Genomic DNA, 21,695 nt, shown 5'->3' with positions numbered 1-21,695 from the left:
GGAGCTTGCTTTGAAATTTTTTCACCTTGCTGACCTCCACTTGGGAAAGAGAGTCCACGATTTTTCCCTGTTGGAAGACCAGGAGGATATTCTTCAAAAAATCCTTATCCTTTGTGACCAAGAGTCCCCTGATGGGGTCCTTTTTGCCGGCGATATTTACGATAAATCGACTCCGTCTGCTCAAGCGGTTAACCTCTTTGACCGTTTTTTGGTTGCCCTCACCGAAAAAGTGGACCATATCTTCCTCATCCCTGGCAACCATGATTCTCCGGAACGCCTGGCCTTTGGCGGAAGGCTCATGGCTAATGAGGGTGTCCATATTGCCCCACCCTACCAAGGACCCCAGTTACCCTTTATCCTGAAGGATGACCATGGCCCCCTTTATGTCCACCTCCTTCCCTACCTTCGTCCCAGTCTTGTCCAGCCACATTTCCCGGAAGAAGTCATCAATTCCTACACAGAGGCTGTGGGTGCTGCCATCGACCACCTTTCTATTCATCCTGAGGAAAGAAACCTCCTTCTTGCCCACCAGTTTGTAACCGGGGCAAGAAGATCCGATTCCGAGCGGATTATTGTCGGCGGATCGGATAACGTCTCTTCCGCTGTCTTTTCTGACTTTGACTATGTCGCCTTGGGCCATATTCATGGCCCTCAAAATATTCTCAGTCCCCGTCTCCGCTACGCCGGATCCCCCTTAAAGTATTCCTTTTCTGAAAAAAATCAGATTAAGTCCCTTACCGTGGTGAATATGGAAGAAAAGGGATGCGTTCAGGTCTGGACCCTCCCTCTGGTTCCCAAGCATGACCTTCGAGAAGTTCGAGGAAACCTGGAGGATCTCCTATCTGGTGCCCCAAGTTCCGGTCCGGAAAAAGAGGATTACATTGGGGCTATCTTAACTGATGAGGAAATGCCGCCTATGGCCTTAGCCCGTCTCCGAAAGGTCTATCCCCGAATCATGTATCTGGAACTTGACAATGTACGAAGTCGCCATCAATCCTTTATCGACATGGATATTAAGGAAGACCTATCGGATCTTGACCTCTTTTCAACCTTCTATGAGAGTCAAAACGGCAAGCCCCTTTCTTCCCATCAACAAGCCTACGTGGAAAAAATATTCAAACGAATTGGAGAGGAGGATCAGTGAAACCCCTTCAACTAACCCTATCCGCCTTCGGACCCTATGCCGGTGAATCTCAAGTGGACTTCACCCGTCTGGGTAAATCCGGTCTCTATTTAATCTCCGGGGATACCGGGGCAGGTAAAACGACAATTTTTGACGGTATTTCTTTTGCTCTTTTCGGCCAGGCATCCGGTGACAGCCGGGATCCTTCCATGTTACGTTCCACCTATGCTGACCCTGATCGTGCAACTTTTATTGATTTTACTTTTTCCTACAAAAAGAAAGTTTACCGGATCCATCGGTCTCCGGCCTATGAAAGGCCCAAGAAAAGAGGCGATGGAACTACCCTTCAACCTGCCCGGGCCAGCTTAACCCTTCCCTCCGGTAAAGTCGTGGCGAAAACAAGTGAAGTTACTCCCTTTGTCGAAGAGCTTTTAGGCGTTAACCGGGATCAATTTGCCCAAATTGCCATGATTGCCCAGGGAGACTTCCGCAAACTCCTCTTTGCGGATACAAAAGAACGACAAGAGATTTTCCGTAAGCTCTTTCATACTGACCGCTTTCGCCTTTTTCAAGACCGGGTCAAGGATGACCTTGCTCAGGTGATACAAAAGAGAAAAGACCAGGAAAACCGACTCCGGCAATACATTGATGGCATCCTGGTCCCTGACCAGGAGCTCCCGGCTAAGGGCCATCCTGATTCCTTAACTGAGGGACCGGTAAGCGAGGATGACCTCCTATCCTTCCTTGCCTCCCTGGAAAAATACGATTCCTACCGGCTCCAAGTGGCTGAGAATGAAGTTTACTCCAAGGAAAAATCGCTGGAAGGACTCCAGGCAAAAATTGTGGAGATCCGCCAACGTATGGAGAGCCAAGAGGAATTCGACCGCCTGAAAATAGAAGTAGAAGAAATCGGAGAAAAGGAGAAGCATGTCCGAGCAGATCTTCATTGCTTAGAAGAAGAAAAAGAGACTTTTGACCATATCTTCATAGAAAACACTCGACTGGAAAATCTTATGCCGACCTATGATAAATGGCAGGAAAAAGAAAAAGAAGTAGACAAGGACAGGAGCCGGTTGAAGGATCTCCAAAAGAGCCTTAAAAAAGGAGCAGATGACTTAGCCCGTTTGGAACAGGAAAAAAGGGAAAAAACTTCCTTACAGAGAGATATCGCTGATCTTTTCCGAAAGAAGAAAAAGGTTAACCAAAAATATCAAGATGAAGATGCTCACTTGAAAAATCTGGATAAGCTGGCTGAACTTTTGTCGGAAAGAGAAAAGCTGGAAGGAGAAATCCAAAAAGGTCAGGAACATTACCTCGAATGGGAACGAAAGGCAGGACTTGCCTATAATCAGGCGGCACGGCTTCGCCAGGCCTTTCACTTGTCTCAGGCCGGTCTTATGGCCCGTGACCTCATTGAGGGATCCCCCTGTCCGGTCTGTGGTTCCAGAGACCACCCTAAGCCGGCAGAGCTGGCCCCGGATGCTCCTCGGGAAGAGGAGGTCGACCGGGCAGAGAAAAAGGCAAGGATGGCCCAAAACCAAGCCGGGCAGGCAGCCTCCGAATTAGCCGGTCTTCGAGGGAAAAACCAGGAAAAGGAAAAGGCCTATTATACGCTTGCCAGGGACATGGACCTTTCCATCATCAAGGAAAGTCCATCGGCCAATCCCGTCGACATTCTTCAAATCAATAAGGAACTGGTCGAAGCTCTTCGTGCAAAGACTCATGACTGCCTTAATAAATATAAAGAAGAGGAAGATCTTCTGGATAAAGACATTGTTGAACAGGAAGAACTTCAAAAAGCAATTCCTCTTCTTGATAAAAAACGTGAGAAGATCATGGCCGATCTCGCTATCGACCGGGAGAGAGAAGCAGCCATAATAACGAAGATCCATAATCGTGACGAACAAATCCGAGAAGAGCTGGACGCTCTCCCCTACCCTAACCGGACTCTAGCTCAGGAGGCCCTGGATCAGGGGCGGGCTGACTATGAACTTTACAAAAAGCGAACACGTGAAGCAAAGGAAGACCTCAATAAGATGGAACAGAGGATTCAAACGCTGAAAGGACAAGGCTCAGTTTTAGAGAAAAGATTGAAAAAACTTTGCACGGAATCTTTAGAAGAGGCTCTCTTGGAAAAGGACCGGGTGGAGAATGACCTAAGCCGGGCACGAAAGGATATGGAGAATATCCGTTACCGGATGATGAACAACCAAAATGTAGGAGAAAAAGTCAAGATCGTCCTAAAGGAGCGGAAAGCGAGTGAAGCGGACTGGATCCTCCTCCAATCCATCTCAGCAACCGCTAACGGCCAAATTTCAGGTAAGGCAAGGATCAGTTTAGAAGCCTACGTCCAAATGCGGTATTTTGACCGAATTTTGAACCGGGCAAACCTCCACTTTTCTCAAATGACCTCGGGCCAATACGACCTTATCCGTCAGGAGGATCCTCAAGACCTTCGGTCCCAATCCGGTCTGGAATTGGCGGTTATCGACCACGCCAACGGGTCGGTTCGGTCCGTCAAGTCCCTGTCCGGTGGGGAGACCTTTATTGCCTCCCTCTCCCTTGCCCTTGGCCTCTCGGAGGAGGTGGAAGCCTGGGCCGGAGGAATCCAGCTGGACGCCCTCTTTGTGGATGAAGGCTTCGGGTCCCTGGATGAGGACACCCTGGCCCAGGCCATGGCGGCCTTGGACTCATTAACCCGGGGATCCCGCCTGGTAGGAATCATTTCCCATGTCAGTGAACTCCAGGAAACCATCCCCAAACAGATTGCAGTCACCAAGAGAGCGGGTGACCAGGGGTCCCTAATTCAGATCATCAACCAGGGATAAAAAAAAGGACCAGAACGGGAGCACCCGTCCTGGTCCTTTTTCATTGATATTACTGAATGCCGAGCAGATTCATAAAGAAAGTGATGTTGGCGGCATTGGTGAAGTTGGAGAACATACCTCCAACAACAGGGACAATAATGAAGGCCAGCTTGGAGAATCCATAGACCGAGCAGACGGCTGTCATGTTAGCCATGGAAGCCGGCACGGCACCCATACCGAAGCCGATATGACCACCCGCCATGACGGCTGCATCGTAGTCCGAGCCCATGGCTTTGAAGGTAACAAAGTAGGTGAAGATGATGGTCGCGACGGTTTCAGCGGCCAGGATCAGAATCAGAGGAATAGCCAGAGCAATGAGATCCCAGAGGGCCATAGACATGACGGCCATGGACACGAAGATGCTCAGGCAAACCGAACCGAAGATGTCGATCTCTTTGGCCGGGGTGGCCTTGGAGGTCCCCTTGATGGCGTCATAGACGTTGCGGACAATGGCACCGCCGATCATACCCATGACGTGGACCGGAAGGGTGAGACTGGGAAAAAGGATCTTGAAGAGATCAGCTAAGTAAGCCCCGATGCCAAGACCGATGAAGATCATGGCGGACGCTAAAGCCACCCGCTTCTTGTCCAAAACAACATGATCATCCGCCTGGTTTTCGAAAAAGGCCTCTCTGGAAGCTTCCGCCTTCTCCGTGTTAACAGGGGTAGCAAGGTTATATTTTTTAATCAGACGGGTTGCCACCGGGCCGCCGATGATAGAGCCTGCAGCCAGACCGTAGGTGGCGGCGGCGACAGCGACGGAGACAGCTCCGGTTACCCCGGCGTCCTCAGCCAGAGGGGCATAGGCAGCGGCGTTGCCATGTCCCCCGGTCAGAGGTATGGACCCGCACATAAGACCCAGCTTGGGATCCAGCCCAACGATAGGAGACATGCCGACCGCAATGGCATTTTGAAGAACAGCCAGAACAGCAGCCAGGATGATGAAAACAACGAGCTTGCCGGAAGATTTCTTGATAAGTTCACCGGAGGCTTCAAAACCGGATGCCGTGAAGAATAACTGCATAAAGAAGGACTGAAGGCTGGTGTCAAATTTGAATTTCACCAGGTCCAGCTGGTATAAAATCAAAGTTAAAATAGCAAATAAGGTACCACCAACAACCGCTTCAGGCAGGGACCAGCGAACCAAAAAGGGAATTTTTTTCCGCAGGTAGCGCCCAAAGAAAACTAAAAATACGGCTAACATAATTGTCTTGGCCGTATTCATTTCAATAACCATATGTGCTCCTTAAAAGTGATATATTTGGAACAGCGACTTGGAAAGCCGCTGTCCCAAACAGGTTCAGTATACTTATGTTTAATCGGCAAAATTGTGCAGATCAGCCAAACATATTCAGAAGAAGTCCTGCAGCGACTGCGGATCCGATGACACCCGCAACATTGGGACCCATAGCGTTCATGAGGAGGAAGTTAGAAGGATCTTCCTTTTGTCCAACACGCTGGGCAACCCGGGCTGCCATGGGAACGGCAGATACGCCGGCTGCGCCAATGAGGGGATTGATTTTCCCACCGGAAAGAGCATACATGAGCTTTCCAAAGAGGACACCGGCCGCCGTAGCAATAGAAAAGGCAACCAGACCCATAAGAATGATCCCCAGAGTTTCCGCAGTAAGGAAGCTCGGCCCCGTGGCCGTTGCTCCTACTGTCATCCCAAGGAGAATCGTCACCACATACATGATAATATCAGCGGCCGCAGTGACCAAATGAGGCACAACACCCGATTCCTTAAAAAGATTCCCCACCATCAGCATCCCGATCAGAGGGGCTGCAGAAGGAACAATTAAGGAAACAACGATGGTGACAACAATAGGGAATAAAATCTTCTCCCGCTTGGAAACCTGGCGAACGGATTCCATCTTCACCTGACGCTCTTTTTTTGTGGTCAGGGCCCGCATAATGGGGGGCTGGATAATGGGAACCAGGGCCATGTAGGAATAGGCGGCTACAGCGATTGCGCCCAATAAATGAGGGGCCATCTTTGAGGTCAGGTATAAAGCGGTCGGACCGTCCGCCCCACCGATAATCCCGATGGAAGCTGCTTCCTGTGGATTAAAGCCGAGAGCTAAGGCACCCAAGAAAGCACCGAAAACACCGATCTGAGCCGCAGCTCCCAAAAGCATGGATTTGGGATTGGCAATTAAGGGACCAAAGTCGGTAGACGCTCCTACGCCCATAAAGATAAGGGGAGGATAAATGCCCAGGCTCACGCCCTTGTATAAAACATCAAGTAATCCCCCCTCATCAACGAGGCCGGCAAAAGGAAGATTAGCCAGGAGCATCCCGAAACCGATGGGAATCAGGAGGTATGGCTCATATTCCTTGGCAATTGCCAGATAGATCAAGGTGCAGGCGACGATGAGCATAATTAAAGACCGAATGTCCATCCCCGCTATACCTGAAGATTGGTAGAGATCCTTTAACATTTCAACCATAAACTACCTCTCTATTCTAAAGAATAAAGGTCAGCTCCTGCATCAACAGTCTCTCCATCCGACACAAAAATTTGACCAATGGTTCCGGCAGTCGGAGCCATAATTTCATTTTCCATCTTCATCGCTTCCAGGATCATCACTACGTCGCCGGCTTCAACCTGGTCACCGACTGAAGCTTCAACGCGAAGAATCTTGCCTTGGATAGGTGCTGTCTCAACCTGTCCATTGCCTGAGGGGGCGTGAGCCGGGGCAGCGGGGGCAGCCGGGGCGGCAGGAGCAACAGGAGCAGCCGGGGCAGCAGGAGCAACAGGTGCAACCGGCTTGGGAGCTTCAGGACTTCTGGAAATAGGAGCGGCAGCAGGTGCGGAGGAAACGGCTCCTTCTTCCACTTCTTTCACCGTTACTTCATAGTTTTTACCATCAACAGTTACCATAAGAGTTTTCATACCATTCACCTCACTAGTTCTTTGAATCGCTGACGATGCAACATGCGACAATAGCTGCAATCAGTTGGCTATCCTGTACGGTGACGGATTCCACCACCGGTTCAGGACTTTTTGGACTTTGCTTTTTTTGTTTGACAGGGGCTTCTTCCTTACCGACATACTTTAATAGCGAGACAATAAAAGAAAGAAGAATGAGGATGCCAAAAACAATTAAAATAGAAAAGGCAGATGCCGTTAACCCCTGTGCAAAGGTGTAATTTCCCATAGGTTCCTCACTTCCACAGTGCTTCAATCAATAAAATAGTAATAATTCCTGATAGGAGAGATCGATCTTAGTGGACCGATCTCTCTTATCTCAACCGCTTTATTCTTGGGCCTGTGCCTTGACTTTGCTGTAAGCGTATATGGCAGCCCCAAGAGCTCCAACATACTGAGACAGATCGGAGGTGGACACCTCATGCTTCAGCTGTTGGCTTAATGCATGAACGACGCCCTTATTCTGGGCAACACCACCGGTCATGACTACCCGATCCCGTATGCCGATTCGACGTGCCAGGCCCACGACACGGGCAGTGATGGCCCAATGGACTCCGTTGGCAATATCGGCCTTATTCACTCCCTTGGCCAACTGGCTGATCACTTCACTCTCTGCAAAGACCGTACAGGTGGAAGAAATTGAAATCTTCTCTGTGGACTTAGCGGCTAACTTATCCAAGTCCGATACGTCCACTTCCAAAATCCGAGACATGACATCCAAAAACCGTCCGGTTCCTGCAGCACATTTGTCGTTCATCTGGAAGTTCACCATAGCCCCGTTGGAAATCTGGATGACCTTAACATCCTGACCTCCGATATCAATCACCGTCTGGACATCCGGAAAGAGATAGTGGGCTCCTTTGGCATGGCAGGAAAGCTCAGACATCTGTCCATCAGTCCTTTCAAAGGTATTTCTGCCGTATCCGGTTGTCAACAAATAGGATATATCATCAATGGTCAGTCCTGCATCGTCCAGAACGCCCTCAAAAGCCCGGTTAGGACCCGACGTTCCGGTACCAACAGGAATCAAAGATTTTCCGATGATTTCTTTTCCATCCGCCAAGATGACACTCTTACAAGCGGAAGAGCCGATATCCAGGCCCATGGTATAGATCATAGTTTTACTCCCAACTCTATTCTGTTAACAAGCCCATTACATGGCTTTATTGGCCTTTACTTCATCCGCTAAAGCCTGGAGAGCTGTCTCAAGCTGGCCGAAGTCTCTCATCTGCATATCCACACCGATTTTCACATGGCGAACCCCGGCATCATTCAAGGCCTTATTGAGGTAAGGATATTCCATCTCTTCCGGGTCGCAGAAAGTCATCATAAAGACAACGAGTCCATCAGCCTTATTCTCTTTGACCAAGTTTACCACATAATCAGCCCGACGGTTTTGATGAGAATCCTCATCATAGAGGAGGACATCGTAATCCTGGCCGGCGAACTGGCGAGCCAGAGCCTCCATAGGATCACCCTCTTCCGGTGCATCCACCCGGAAGGACCGGGACTCGCTTGCTACATCATCAGCAACAATAGCGATGTCGTTCTTGTCGAAAATCGAAAGAAGGGTGGGATTATCACAAATGATGCCTGAAGTAACCAGACGGACACCCTGCCAGTTGGATTCAGGAAGGGCTTCCAGTTCCTTATTCAGCTCCTCCAGCAACTTGGTGTGGTCTTCTTTCCGCATGAAGTAAGAAGCCTTCAAAACCGCTCCACGATCCACAGCGGAAACAGCCTCAGGATGGTCCCCGGCCAGCTTGACAAATTGTCTTCTAGCCTGACGGTTTTTATTGTAGACCTTAATGGTCTCACTCAATGCCTGGTCGGTGATTTCCTTGCCGGCAATCTTTTCAAGTTCATCCTTGACATTCTTATACTGTGACATGGTATAGCGGATACCATAGTCCTTGGCCCGGTTCTGAGGATGAGCCAGGAAAATGACGGGCATCTTCCCCATTTTTTCCATGGCTACGCGGATATTCTGGCTCATGGGCCGAAGAGTATCACAGAGAACGGAAGTGATGACCCCGTCCAGATCGTCCAGGGTTCCATCCAATAGCATTTCCAGATCCAACTGAGCTAAGGAACAATAGAAAGAAGCACAATATTCCTTGGCCAGAGAGATGTACTTGTCATTGGTCCCCCAAAGGCCGAAGGGAACCATGCCGGCAGCATGGACCAGCTCTTCCGGTGCATAGTAGGGCATGCAACCGATAGCTTTATAACCTTGAGATTTGTAGGAGGCCAGCTGGGCCTTGGGGTTGTTGGCAATTTCATTAAATTCCTTGAGCAATGCATCAATGGCCATTACTTGGTCTCCTTTCTCATCTGTCGTCTCTCTTCCATGGCTTCGACTAAACCCTGGACACGGGTCTCATACTGGGCGACATTGAAGTTTCTCGGATCAGCCTGGTCTCCATCAAATGCAGCACAGGGAATGCCTAAATTCTCCGTCCACCGTCTCTGCATTTCCGGCATATAACCGGACCAGGGCTTGCAGGAGCGGTTATAGTTGATCAATGCCCCTTCAACCCCGTTTTCTTCCATTAGACCCTGTCTCCATTCCACGCCCTCTTCCAGGCATACGCTATTGGGTGCCTTGCAGTAAGCCCGGGCCATGGAGTCGATATCATCATAAACAAAGCCGAAGGCCGGTGCATAAACCACAGCAGTAACGTTGATGCCGTTTTCCTTAAGCGGATGGTAGAGGTTGCGAAGTCCCGGCCAGCAAGGAATTCCCTCAAAAAGAATCCGGTAATTTTCCTTAAATGGTGCAGTGGACTTCCCTTCTTCGTGATAACGCTGAAGGTCTTCCGCCAACTGTTCAAAGGCTTTGGCCGTTTCCGGTTTCGCACGGGCAGTTACGACATCAGCCATGTGGTTAAAGAGGTCAAACCCGGACATGGGTGAAGGTTCATAGGAACAGAACTTGCAGACCTTGAGCCAGGCTTCAGAGGTACGGTTAGCGTTAGCACAGACTTCCTTGAACTTCTCTTCATCAAACTTCTTACCGGAGATCTCTTCCAGTTGTTTAATCGCATCCTTAAACTGAGCCTTTAGATATTCCACATTCTCATCGGAAACCCCATACTCATTCCGGTAAGGAATATCAACCATGATCAGAGGAATGTTATGCATACGGGCGATATTTTCATACCACTTGGTCATGCAGTTGCAGATGTTGTTACAGCAAAGGACAAAGTCCGGCTCAGGGACCCGGCGGGATTCATTGGTTGTCTCCACACCGGCAGCATAGGCTAAAGAAATACGGGCGTAGCCGCAAATATCATTATCGTAGCCCATGTCTTCGGCTTCCTGGCACATCCGCTCGCCGTCGTGGCGGGCAGCAATGCCGGCAGCCTGGTTTTCAGGATAGACAACGGCCAGGTCGAAAACTTCGGCCAGTTCACAGGGGAATTTGGATGCGGACCAACCCACCGGCTTCCCCGCTTTTTTGTCATCCCAGGCCTTTTGATAAACCCTGGTAACAATATCTTGAAGGGCTTTCGCTCCGGGCAAAACTTCCCTTTTTTTCTTCTTTGGGGCTTCCTGTTCAACTTTCTCTTCAACTTTTTCAGCCACAATAAGCTCCTTTCCTCACATTGGATTCTCTCTCCGGTCTTTTAATGCAGGTTGTCGTAATCCCGGATGACTCTGGGGGTAAGCATTTGGTGGAAGGGACAAATGGAATCGGGATTCTGATAGTAGCCTTCTGCAAAGGCAATGATGTAGGAACGCATCTTATTCATTTCCACGATTTCATCGACCAAACCGATCTTGGCACAGAATTTCGGTGTTGATTTTTCCTTATAATTCTCGATCAGGTGGTTCATTTTCTCGATCGTCGGTTCGAGGTCATGTCCGGCCGCTTCTTCCTTAACCAAACGACGGGAATACATGGCGGCAGCGGCCGTCTCCCCGTTCATCACGTTCATCTCGGTAGCTGCTGTGCCCAAAGAAAAGACGTTGGTTGCGTGTCCCTGGGGTCCGCCCATGACATAGTGGGCCGCAGCCGATCCGGTCCGAACCGTAATTTCCATCTGAGCGAGCCGGGAATTCTGGATGGAGTAGATGAGAGATTGACCCAAGCCCAAAAGCTCAGCCCGTTCAGCATCATCGCCTACATCAATACCCGTTGTGTCCTGTAACCAGACAATGGGAATACGGTCTCTGGCACAAAGGTTGACAAATTCATTCATCTTGATCAAGCCCTGGCGGTAGAGTTTTCCACCCAATCCCACTCGACCCTGGACATATTCCGGATAATTCATGATTAATCCCTGGTTATTGGTCACCGTACCGACAAGAAGGCCGTTTACCTTAGCCAGACCACAGATAATTTCCGGTCCATAGCCTTTCTTGAATTCCAGGAATTGAGAATTATCGAAGAGTCGGGCAATCAGCTCGTAAGGCTTGAACTGACGCTTCTGGTTAAGAGGGATCAGAGAATAGAGGTCGTCCTGGGAATATTGGGGTTCCATAGGGTCGTCCACCCGGAAAAACTGAAGATTATAAGCCGGGAGATAATCGATGTACTTCCGAATTCCGGCTAATACCCCTTCTTCATCCGCATAGACTTCACGGAAAAATCCGGTTTCTGAGTAGTGAACGCGAACCTGACCCGGTGCTTCAGCCGTCCCCTGCTTCGTTGCCTGGATAAGCTGCTCGGCACCTTCATGGTCCATGTATCCCTTGGGGTTCATCCCGCCCAGGATCCCGGCTCCTCCCACCGCCATGTTGGCCTTCTGGTGGGCAATAAGGATGGTGGGCGAAATGGAATGGTATCCACCTCCGGCAGGATTGGTTCCGAAGATCCCGACGATAACCGGGATGCCCAGCTGGTTCAGTTCAGCATTGCGGTAGAAGGGAGATCCGCCTCCACGGCGGTTGGCATAGACCTTCTCCTGCTCATCCAACTTAACGCCTGAGCAGTTTAATACATAGACCAGTGGAATTTTAAGGAGCTTAGCTGTGTCCGATGCCCGAATCAGGTTCTCCGACTGTCCGGGAACCCAGGCACCGGCTAATTTCTTATTATCGGAAGCAACGATGACACACCACTTCCCTGAAATTTTTCCCAGACCTTTGATAATCCCGGTAGACCCGTTTTTATTGTCCTGGGGATTATAGAGGCTGTTCAAGGGAAGGAAAATCTGGTCGTCAACCAGGATCCTCACCCTTTCCATCGCCGTCATTTCTCCAGACTGATGAACCTTGTCCGTAGGTTTACCCGCTTCCAAAGCTTCCCGGGTTAACTCCGCAATTTCCTCTTCGATGGCCTTTAATTCCCGGCTGTTCTCTTCATCCGGCTTCCTGAGGGGACTTCCCACAGAAGGCATAGCCTGGAAATAAGAGGGCATGGAATAAAGTTCTTGACTCATACTAGTGTATCCTTTCACTCTTGGATCCCCGCTGGGACCATTGCCCTTGTCTATTTCTTTAATTTAATGAAGACCTGACCGGGATCAATCTCTTCACGAATGACACGAATGATCTCAGGGTCCGGACCTTCCATGAGCTCGGCACGAGAGGTGTCAATTTCAAAGCCCGTATTCTCCTGGCAGATTTCCGGGCTGGAGTAGGGATAGTAATAGGCCAGATACATTTTCTTGGTTTCCTCATCAAATTTGAAAATACCAAGATCGGTAACTACCATCTGAGGGCCTCGATCTTCCGGAAGTCCAGCTGCCTTTCTGCTTCCTGGACCGGTCATCCAACCGGGGCTGGTCACATAGCCAATCTTATCGACAAAGCGTCTGGATTGGTGCTGCATCATGATGATGGTGTTCTGGTAAGTGGCGATGCCGTTTGCCCCACCTGATCCGGTGAAACGAACCTTGGGATTGTTGTAATCTCCAATGCAGGTGGAGTTGACATTGCCGTAAATGTCAATTTCCGCCCCACCAATAAAGGCAATCATATTATCTTTCTTATTGAGGTAGGAATTGGTCTCAAATCCCACAAAGCGAACATTGGGCCACTGGACAGCACAGTGGGCCATAAAGCGGAGGTCACCCACCGAACGGGGGACTTCCACCGGGTCGCAGTCCATCAAACCGGACTCCACAATCAAGTGGCAGGAGGGCTGAATCACTTTTTTGGCCAGGGATGCCCCGATCAAAGGAAGACCCGTTCCGACAGTGACAATTTGATCTTCTTCGATAAACTTAGCGATGGCATAGGCCTGCATTTCCTGTTTTGTATATTGTGTGTAATCGCTCATGTCTCTCTCCTTTCTCTTGATTTATTTGATGGAAGTGGAATAGCCCAAACCGGGAACCACTCTCAGCTTTGTCAGGCGAGCACCGCCGATTTTATCCAAAAGCTGGTCTTGATTCTCGATGGAATAGATCCACTTCTGGCAATAATCTTCGAAGGTTTCAGGAGGATTCTTTTCATCGTATTCCAGGCCCTTTTTCTCCAACTTGGCCTTTGCCTCTCCGGCGTTCTGGTAGCGAGAAGCCTTATCATATTCGCGTAAGGCATCGGGATCATCGTCATAATAGCCGTAGCACTGGGAAGGCCAGGCACCGAAAGGAACATGGACCACGGCATCAACGCAACCGCTGAAGATGTTGGACCGACTGGGATCCTGGCGGATATATTCATTGGAAACCAGCTCTTCGCAAGTGATGATGACTTTTTTTGCTGCAATCGCAATGTCAACATCATGGAATTCATCCCCTAAGATAACAGCAGTTCCGTCCGGGCTGGCCATCTGAGCATGGATGATGGCCGTATCAATCCGAGGAACAGGAACAGCTAAAACTTCCTCCCCCGGTTTGAAAGGATTCTCCATGCGGACCAATTTCTTATTGTCCACCTTGTCCAAGGTCTTTCTTTTTTCTTCAGACATCCCCCAAAGATCTTCCAGTCCAGAAGCCTGCATGAGGCTGACCGGCAAGAAGGGAAGTCCTAAGGCTGAAGCGTGAAGCTGGAGCATCAAAACATCCTGAGAATAGTCCTCATAATTCAATTGACCACTTTCAATAGCTGCACGGAAACGACGAGCGACGTTGGTAAAACCGGAGTTCGCCGTGTAGCAGTTGATGTAGGCCTTCACCCGACCTTCACCAATCAAAAGATCCCAGTCACCGCCGCCGGGTCCGGGCCAACCCACAAAATCCGTTTTTCCCTGGCGCAAGATTTCGTAAACCGCTGCGTAGGGCTTACGGTTGGTAGTGAATCCGCCCAAGCTCAGGACGTCGCCATCTTCCACATACTTGGCAACCGCCTCCGATAGTGACATCGTTTTGTCCATGTCATCCTCCTTCAACCTTTTGGGTGTTTTTTATTGACCGGGACAAGAAATTGAATGCGTTCCATATTATGGAATGTATTCCCAGTCTTCTCTATAATAATATAAGATTGAAGTGTTTTCGTCAATTTCACGCCCTATCTTTAGACAGTTTCCGAGTGTTTTTCATCTGGTATAATACAAATATGATAGAAGAAACATTTTCATTCACAATCTCCATATTGTGATCTTCAGCAAAGGAAAAAACATGTCAACCATCCAATCTTTAGACCGGGCCATCCAAATCCTCAATCACATGATTCTCGATAATGAAAGCACGATCGCCGACTTATCCAGGGATTTGGACCTGGCACCATCTACCGTCCACCGGATCCTTCAGACCTTGCAAGCCCACTCCTACGTTGTTAAAAATGAGGAAGCCAAGACTTACTCTCTGGGTCCGGCACTCATACGACTGGGTCAAAAGGCCTCCGCTAACAATTCCCTTCTTAAACTTTGTAACCCTGTCCTGAGGGGGCTGTCAGAGGAGGTAGGCGAAGACACCTATTTCGTCATTCGATCCGACTATAAGGGGATTCTTCTCTCCCGCTATGAATCCCCCACGCGATTGAAAATTATTGAACAGTTCGGTTATGGTCTGGACCTCCACTGCGGAGCTATCCGCAAGGTTCTTTTGGCCTTTTCCGGCCCCGATTTTTGGAAAGAATACTTGACCTATATCGATAAGGTCGGCACTGACTATCCACTTCCCTCTGAAGATCGCCTGGTTCAAGACCTCCAGGATCTCGTAGAAAATAAAGGAGGTTGGTCTTACGGAGATTACATTCCGGGATGCTACGGCATCGGAGCTCCTGTTTTTAATGCTGACGGTTCTCTGGCCGGATCAATCGGGACAATCGTTCCTGAGCTTCACCTCGCCTCCAGGGAATTAGACCAGTTGGTTAGTCTGGTTAAAAAATATGGGGTGAAATTTTCCCGCTCCCTCGGCTATCAATAAAATGAATGGTCGAGACATAAAAAAGAGGAAGGAATTGATGGAAAAATCCTTCCTCTTTTTTTTATTTGTTCAGATTATAGGGCTTGGATAAGAGCATCGACTGATGATTCCTTTGTTGCCCAGGAAGTAACAAATCGGACAGAATAATATCCGTCACCCTCATCTGCCCAATCTTCAAAGGCAAATTCTTTCCGCAATTCTTTGATTTTCTCCCGGGTCATGATGGGGAATATCTGGTTGGATTGGGCTTCTTGAATGAGTTGATAACCCTTGGCCTGAAGTGCATCAGCCAATTTCAAGGCCAGGCGATTGGCATGGGTGGCCAGATCATAATAAAGACCATCTTCAAAAAGAACTTCAAACTGGAGTCCGGTTACAAAGGATTTGGCTAAAATTGCTCCATTTTGCTTCATGATGACCCGGAAATCCTCCTTGAGTTCATCCTTCATGATAACCAGGGCTTCGCCCAGGAGTGCCCCGTTTTTTGTACCACCGATAAAAAAGGCATGGGAGTACTTGGCAAAATCCGCTAAGGTCATATCATTAGCCGGAGAAGTCAAAGCTGAACCCAGCCGGGCTCCATCGATATACAAGAAGAGACCCTTATCCTCGCAGTAATTATAGAGAGCCTTAATCTCTCCTTTGGTATACACCGTTCCCACTTCGGTGGTATCCGATATATAGACGAGTTTGGGATGGGCTGTGTTTTCCGCTTGATGGCTTTGGACCAGCCGGTCAATCGCCTCCGGTCGGAGTTTACCATCAGGGCTGTCTGCTAAATAGATTTTATGGCCTCGTGATTCGATGGATCCCGCCTCATGATCATGGATATGGGCAGTCTGGGCCCCGATAACCGCCTGATGGGGGCGAAGAAAGGCGGTAATAGCGACAAGATTGGCCTGGGTCCCCCCCGGGATAAAGTGAATATCTCCATCCGCACGATCCATCTCTTTCCGGAGGAGGTCCTTGGCTCGGTCACAGTGAATATCGTAACCGTAACCGGGTTGGGGATCGGTAAGATATTCTTTCATTCGGTCAAGAATATCCGGATGACAAAATTCAGAATAGTCGTTAACAAAAAACTGCATGAAATCTCCTTTTCTAACCATTAAGAAGAAAAAAAGGCACCCAAGACCGGCTTGGGTGCCTTACATGAAAAATCACATGGATTCCGGAGCAGAAATTCCAATCAGCCAAAGTGCATTTTCCATGACCTGGCGACAGGCCAGGACAAGGCCTATCCGCTCATTAGAAAGCTCGGGATCTTCAGGAACAATGACTTTAGAGGATCCATAGAACGAATGGAAGGCTGTCGCCATCTGCATGAGGAAGTTGCAGATTCTGTGCGGACGACGGAGTTGTGCAGCCTCTTCAACGATGGAAGGGAAGTCATCCATGAGCTTCAAGAGGTCGACTTCCTTCTCTTCATTGAGGCGGGTAAACTCTTTCTGCTCTTTGTACTGGGGTGCATTTCTTAAAACCCCACAAGCACGGGCGTGAGCATATTGGATGTAGTAAACCGGGTTCTCATTGGAGTGAGACCGAGCAAGAGCAAGGTCAAAATCCATCTGGCTCTCCACGGCACGGGAGGCAAAGAAGTAACGGGTGACGTCTACTCCAACATCATCGATCAAGGCTTGGATGGTGATGGCGTTGCCGGACCGCTTGGACATTTTGACTTCCTGTCCGTCTTCGACCAGGTGGATCATCTGAATCAGGTCAACTTCCAAATCATCCGGTCCGAAGCCCAGGGTCTGAAGACCCGCTTTCATACGGGCAACGTAGCCATGGTGGTCGCCACCCCAAAGGTTAATCATCTTTGTATATCCGCGGTCATGCTTAAATCTGTGGTTGGCCAAATCCGGCGTCATATAGGTCAGGTTACCATCTGATTTGATCAGAACACGGTCCTTGTCATCGCCCCACTGGGTCGTTTTGAGCCAGAGTGCACCGTCATTTTCATAGGTGACGCCCAAATCCTTCAATTTTTGAATGGTCTCTTCCACCAAGCCGGAATCATAGAGCCACTGCTCACTGACCCAGGAATCAAACTCAACACGGAGGTCTTTCAATACTTTCTCAATCTTTTTGAGCTCAATCTCATAGCCCTTCTGCTTAAAGTACTCGATCCGGCCTTCTTCCTTGTGAAGCCAAACGTCCCCTTCTTCCAGGGCAATGTCTTCCCCGATCTTCTTTACGTCATCGGCAAAATAACCGTCTTCGGGGACTTCCACATCTTCACCAAAGAACTGGGCATAACGGGCATAAACCGACTTCCCCAAATTGATCATCTGGGCACCGGCATCGTTGATATAGTATTCGCGAAGAACATCGTAGTTGGACGCCTTATAGAGACGGCAGATGCAGTCTCCCCAAACCGCACCACGGGCATGGCCCAGGTGGAGGTCACCGGTGGGATTGGCCGACACGTATTCAACGAGAACTGGTTTCCGGACTCCGGAGTAGTTCCAACCGTACTTATCTCCCTTTTCAAAGACCCGACTTATGACAGCGCCCAAAGAATCGGATTTCAGGCGGAAATTAATGAATCCGGGACCGGCCACTTCAACCGTGTCAATCAGGTCCTTTTCTTTGAGAAGTTCTTCTTTCATTTCATCGGCAATAGCCCTGGGGTTCTTTTTTAGACGTCCTGCAAGTTGCATAGCAATTGGGGTGGCGTAATCACCATATTCCGTATTTTTTGGAATTTCTATGGTGACCAATCCTTCCTCCTCCACGCCGTAGAGGTTTTTGACGACCCCTTCAACCGTACTTTGAAGTTTGTTTTCATTATTCATAAGCTACTCCCATCTGACCATACTAAAAAAAACGAATTTGATTCATTTTACCATATCTTGAATGATATGGGCAGAAAAAAGCCCCCGGCTCGAGGCCGGGGGCGAGTGAATCATTTACTCGATGAAGAAATCGCTTAGGAAATCATCTCCGCTGCGGTTAAAATGACGATGTTGGCAATGCCGACGATGATGAGGAACTTCCACACGAACTTCAGGTAGGTGGAGTACTCAACACGAGAGGCGGCAACGCCGCCCATAACAACACCCGAAGTCGGGGTGAAGTAGTTGATGACGCCGCAAGCGGCGGAGAAGACCATGATCATGATGGTCGGGTTGAAGCCCAATTCTGCAGCCAAGGGGCCCATGACCGGGATGGAGAGTCCGGCCAATCCGGAAGTGGAGGGCACCAGGAAGGAAAGAATCAGGTAGATGATATAGGCCAGAGGGATGAAGACCAGGGCAGGGACGCCGGAGAGGAGCTGAGCAGACTTGTCCAGGATCCAGAAGTCCATGTGGGTAGCATTCATGACAACGGTAATACCACGAGCCGTAGCAATGATCAAGGCAACAGAAATCAGGTCTGCTGCACCGGCCAAGAAGGAGTTGATAAAATGCTTCTCGGAGAATCCGGCAATCACAGCAACGATGATGGAAGCAAAGGTGAACCAGGCGGCTAACTGGGTGAAGTACCACCAACCCAGGGGCTCACCGGTCAGGAAGTCCGTCCAACCCATGGCAGCCAGGAAAGCATCCTCGTCGCCGCCAAAGATGAGGTCGGGCCAGGAAATCAAAGAAATGATCATAACAATAAAGGAGAAGCCGAAGACGGTCAGGATGGCTTTGTGCTTGCCGGTGAATTCCAGTTCGGCAGCCTTGGCTGCTTCCTCGCCCAGTTCTTCTTCCATGATCTGCTGTTCACGGACAGTTAAAAGGGTGGAACCCTTGTCCGCCTTAACCTTCTTGGCATAAGAAGTGACATACCAAGCTGCAATGGCATAGGTGGAGAGCCAGAGAATAACGCCCAGGCCCATGATTAAGGTGACATTGGGCTCAATGCCGACGGACTTGAGGGACGACATGGCAACGCCGGTAGCAAAGGGGTTAATGGTGGAACCCAAAACACCGGAGGTAGCACCGATCAAAACGGTGGACAGGGCAACCAGGGTATCGAAGCCGGCTGCGACCATGGCGGTGGTAATGAGGGCATAGAAACCGATGGTTTCCTCAGCCATACCGTAGGTGGTTCCACCCAAGGAGAAGAGGAACATCAAGATGACGATCAGTCTTTCTTCCTTGCCCTTCATCTTTTTAACCAGGTGGAGGACACCGGCTTGAAGGGCACCGGTTTCCATAACGATACCGATAAATCCACCAATGCAGAAAATAAAGACGATAAGGTCAGAGGCATCCATAAAACCATTGGGGATGGACATGAAGAAATCTTTAATCCCGGCCCCAACAACCTCAACATGGTTGCCTTGCTCAAGAATCTCAAGGAGAGAGCCGTATCTTTCAGGATCCAAGTTCTTGATCACGCTGTCGGAAATGGGTGATCCAGACAGAACTGCAGATACAATGCAGAGAACGAGAAGGATCAGCATCAAAATACTAAAGGCTGATAGGGATCCTCTCTTTTTCTTTTCAGTCATAAAATGACTCCTTTCGGAATTTTTGCTCTTCGTGAGAAAAGCATTTGACAGATGATCCGCCTGAAGGCCCATTCATGAGAATGGGCCTAGATGCGGGGATCTTTCCTACGAGTAAATGATTGTTCCCGTTTTTCCTTCCAAGGCTTCCTTGGCCCTCTCGAGAGAGGTGATCAAGGCTTCTTTGCCCTGGTTGGCTTCAACAAAGGATAAGCAGGCTTCCACCTTTGGCAACATGGATCCCTGGGCAAACTGACCTTGGTCAATATATTCCTTAGCCTCAGCCACATTGATCTTTTCCAAAGCTTTCTGATCCGGCTTATTGTAATTCACATAAACCTGGTCAACGGCCGTTAAAATAACGAGGAGGTCAGCACCGATGTCGTTGGCAAGTTTGGCCGAAGATCGGTCTTTGTCAATGACGGCCGGTACGCCTTCATAGCCGAATTCTTTTTCGATCACAGGGATTCCGCCACCACCGGTGGTGATGACAATGTCACCCCGGGCAACCAATTGGTCGACCACATCAAGCTCAACAATCCGTTTGGGCATGGGTGATGCTACCACCCTCCGCCAGCCGCGTCCGGCATCTTCTTTAACCGTCCAGCCCTTTTCTCTGGCTTCCTTTTCAGCAACTTCCTGGGTCATGAAGGAGCCGATGGGTTTGGTCAGGTTTTGGAAGGCCGGATCCTTTTCATCAACGACGACCTGAGTGACCAAGCAGGCCACCGGACGATCCTTGATTCCCCGTCTTGCCAGTTCAGTTTGAATGGACTGGACCAGGTGGTAGCCGATATAGCCCTGGCTCATGGCTCCGCATTCGGGAAAAGGCATAGCCGGAGTCTCTCCCCCATTAGAAGCGGAGAAGGCCATGGCATTGTTGATCATGCCCACCTGAGGACCATTTCCATGACCGATGATGACATCGTAGTTTTCAGAAAGGTCAACAATGGTGGAGGCGGTTTTCTTCACTAAAGAAAGCTGTTCTTCAGGCGTAGAACCCAGGGCATTTCCACCCAGGGCAACGACAATTTTCTTCCTTGCCATAGAATAAACCCTACTTTAAGGTAGCGAACATGACCGCTTTGATAGTGTGCATACGGTTCTCCGCCTCATCAAAGACTCTGGATTGCTTGCCAAGGAAAACTTCGTCGGTCACTTCCATGCCGTTCAGATCATACTGATCGCCGAATTCTTCATTAACTTCACGGCCGGTAGAGGTCTCCAGGTCGTGGAAAGAGGGCAGGCAGTGGAGGAAGATGGCTTCAGGATCAGCCAGGTTCATCAATTCCTGGGTCACTTTGTATTTGTGAAGTTCAGAAATCCGCTTCTGGTAGATTTCATGGGGTTCACCCATAGAAACCCAGATGTCGGTATAGATGGCATGGGCACCCTTGGCGGCTTCTTCCGGATCTTCAGTAAACTCAACAGTGGAGTTATAGTATTTTGCGTATTCCTTGGCCTTAGCAATGAGATCTTTTTCAGGCCAGAGATCCTTAGGACCACATCCAACGTAGTTGAGACCCAGCTTGGCACAGGTGATCATGAGGGAGTTGGAAACATTGTTCCGGCAGTCGCCCATGAAGACAAATTTGAGCCCCTTGAGATAGCCGAAGTTCTCACGAACGGTCAGCATATCCGCCAGCATCTGTGTGGGATGGGAAGCGTCGGTCAGTCCATTCCATACGGGAACGCCGGAATACTTGGCCAACTTTTCAACCAATTTCTGGTCAAAGCCGCGGTATTCAATACCGTCATAGAAACGGCCCAAAACCTTAGCGGTATCTTCGATGGATTCCTTATGTCCCATCTGGCTTGAGCCGGGGTCCAAGTAGGTGACGCCCATACCCAGGTCCATACCGGCTACTTCAAAGGAGCATCTGGTACGAGTAGATGTCTTTTCGAAAAGAAGAACAATATTCTTTCCTTCAAGATATTTATGAGGAGTACGGGTGTGCTTTAAGCTTTTGAACTTAGCAGACAGGTCGATCAGGTAGGTGATCTCTTCCGGAGTGTAATCTTGAAGGGTCAGGAAGCTCCTGCCCTGAAAATTAATTGGCATAGTCGC

The 21,695-nt window shown here is 49.4% G+C and carries 18 protein-coding genes; 3 read left to right on the top strand and 15 right to left on the bottom strand.

The window, feature by feature from the left end:
- Positions 1-10 precede the first annotated feature (10 nt).
- Both BN2373_RS06395 and BN2373_RS06390 read left to right on the top strand, forming a co-directional pair.
- The gene (locus tag BN2373_RS06395; RefSeq protein ID WP_053943267.1) at positions 11-1,144 is read left to right on the top strand and encodes an exonuclease SbcCD subunit D; all 1,134 of its coding nucleotides are present in this window, start codon (positions 11-13) and stop codon (positions 1,142-1,144) included.
- A complete protein-coding gene (locus BN2373_RS06390) occupies positions 1,141-3,951 on the top strand; it encodes an AAA family ATPase (RefSeq protein ID WP_053943266.1) in 2,811 nt (936 codons plus the stop codon). Before BN2373_RS06395 ends, BN2373_RS06390 begins: the two co-directional genes overlap by 4 nt.
- A 49-nt stretch (positions 3,952-4,000) precedes the next feature.
- Here the strand turns inward: BN2373_RS06390 and gltS are convergent, their stop codons facing one another.
- From gltS to BN2373_RS06340, 10 genes are all read right to left on the bottom strand, one after another.
- Positions 4,001-5,227 (bottom strand): sodium/glutamate symporter, encoded by a 1,227-nt coding sequence (gene gltS, locus BN2373_RS06385; protein WP_053943265.1) that lies wholly within the window; start codon positions 5,225-5,227, stop codon positions 4,001-4,003.
- A gap of 100 nt (positions 5,228-5,327) precedes the next feature.
- Positions 5,328-6,440 carry a sodium ion-translocating decarboxylase subunit beta gene (locus BN2373_RS06380; RefSeq protein WP_053943264.1) on the bottom strand — a complete coding sequence of 371 codons (1,113 nt, stop codon included), beginning with the start codon at positions 6,438-6,440 and terminating at the stop codon, positions 5,328-5,330.
- Between the two features lie 11 nt (positions 6,441-6,451).
- Positions 6,452-6,886, bottom strand: a complete 435-nt coding sequence (locus tag BN2373_RS06375; protein WP_053943263.1) for a biotin/lipoyl-containing protein — start codon at positions 6,884-6,886, stop codon at positions 6,452-6,454.
- Positions 6,887-6,899: 13 nt separating this feature from the next.
- Positions 6,900-7,151 carry an OadG family protein gene (locus BN2373_RS06370; protein WP_053943262.1) on the bottom strand — a complete coding sequence of 84 codons (252 nt, stop codon included), beginning with the start codon at positions 7,149-7,151 and terminating at the stop codon, positions 6,900-6,902.
- A 99-nt stretch (positions 7,152-7,250) separates the two neighbouring features.
- A complete protein-coding gene (locus tag BN2373_RS06365) occupies positions 7,251-8,039 on the bottom strand; it encodes an acyl-CoA dehydratase activase (RefSeq protein WP_053943261.1) in 789 nt (262 codons plus the stop codon).
- A gap of 36 nt (positions 8,040-8,075) precedes the next feature.
- The gene (gene hgdB, locus BN2373_RS06360) at positions 8,076-9,236 is read right to left on the bottom strand and encodes a (R)-2-hydroxyglutaryl-CoA dehydratase subunit beta (RefSeq protein ID WP_053943260.1); all 1,161 of its coding nucleotides are present in this window, start codon (positions 9,234-9,236) and stop codon (positions 8,076-8,078) included.
- On the bottom strand, positions 9,236-10,510 hold the full coding sequence (locus BN2373_RS06355) for a 2-hydroxyacyl-CoA dehydratase subunit D (protein ID WP_082338224.1): 1,275 nt from the start codon (positions 10,508-10,510) through the stop codon (positions 9,236-9,238). The genes hgdB and BN2373_RS06355 overlap by 1 nt, the downstream gene beginning before the upstream one ends.
- A 41-nt stretch (positions 10,511-10,551) precedes the next feature.
- Entirely contained in the window at positions 10,552-12,309 is a 1,758-nt protein-coding gene (locus BN2373_RS06350) for an acyl-CoA carboxylase subunit beta (RefSeq protein ID WP_053943258.1), read from the bottom strand.
- Positions 12,310-12,359: 50 nt separating this feature from the next.
- Positions 12,360-13,151 (bottom strand): glutaconate CoA-transferase subunit B, encoded by a 792-nt coding sequence (gene gctB, locus BN2373_RS06345; protein ID WP_053943257.1) that lies wholly within the window; start codon positions 13,149-13,151, stop codon positions 12,360-12,362.
- A gap of 21 nt (positions 13,152-13,172) precedes the next feature.
- A complete protein-coding gene (locus tag BN2373_RS06340) occupies positions 13,173-14,189 on the bottom strand; it encodes a CoA transferase subunit A (protein WP_053943256.1) in 1,017 nt (338 codons plus the stop codon).
- A gap of 244 nt (positions 14,190-14,433) precedes the next feature.
- Here BN2373_RS06340 and BN2373_RS06335 point away from each other — a divergent pair, with 244 nt between their 5' ends.
- A complete protein-coding gene (locus tag BN2373_RS06335) occupies positions 14,434-15,183 on the top strand; it encodes an IclR family transcriptional regulator (RefSeq protein WP_053943255.1) in 750 nt (249 codons plus the stop codon).
- Between the two features lie 74 nt (positions 15,184-15,257).
- On the opposite strand, the gene BN2373_RS06330 is transcribed toward BN2373_RS06335, so the two are convergent.
- From BN2373_RS06330 to argF, 5 genes are all read right to left on the bottom strand, one after another.
- Positions 15,258-16,271, bottom strand: coding sequence for a threonine aldolase family protein (locus tag BN2373_RS06330; protein WP_053943254.1), 1,014 nt, complete (start codon positions 16,269-16,271; stop codon positions 15,258-15,260).
- Positions 16,272-16,343: 72 nt separating this feature from the next.
- Positions 16,344-17,981, bottom strand: coding sequence for an arginine--tRNA ligase (gene argS / locus BN2373_RS06325; RefSeq protein ID WP_053943253.1), 1,638 nt, complete (start codon positions 17,979-17,981; stop codon positions 16,344-16,346).
- Positions 17,982-18,115: 134 nt separating this feature from the next.
- The gene (locus tag BN2373_RS06320) at positions 18,116-19,630 is read right to left on the bottom strand and encodes a YfcC family protein (RefSeq protein WP_053943531.1); all 1,515 of its coding nucleotides are present in this window, start codon (positions 19,628-19,630) and stop codon (positions 18,116-18,118) included.
- Between the two features lie 105 nt (positions 19,631-19,735).
- Positions 19,736-20,674: a carbamate kinase gene (gene arcC, locus BN2373_RS06315; protein ID WP_053943252.1), complete on the bottom strand. Its 939-nt coding sequence runs from the start codon at positions 20,672-20,674 to the stop codon at positions 19,736-19,738.
- A gap of 10 nt (positions 20,675-20,684) precedes the next feature.
- Positions 20,685-21,689 (bottom strand): ornithine carbamoyltransferase, encoded by a 1,005-nt coding sequence (gene argF, locus BN2373_RS06310; protein ID WP_053943251.1) that lies wholly within the window; start codon positions 21,687-21,689, stop codon positions 20,685-20,687.
- Positions 21,690-21,695 lie beyond the last annotated feature (6 nt).

It is taken from the genome of Kallipyga gabonensis (assembly GCF_001286805.1).
Lineage (GTDB): Bacteria > Bacillota > Clostridia > Tissierellales > Peptoniphilaceae > Kallipyga > Kallipyga gabonensis.
Note: the sequence above shows the minus strand (reverse complement) of the source record. Positions and strands in the feature narration are given on the sequence as shown.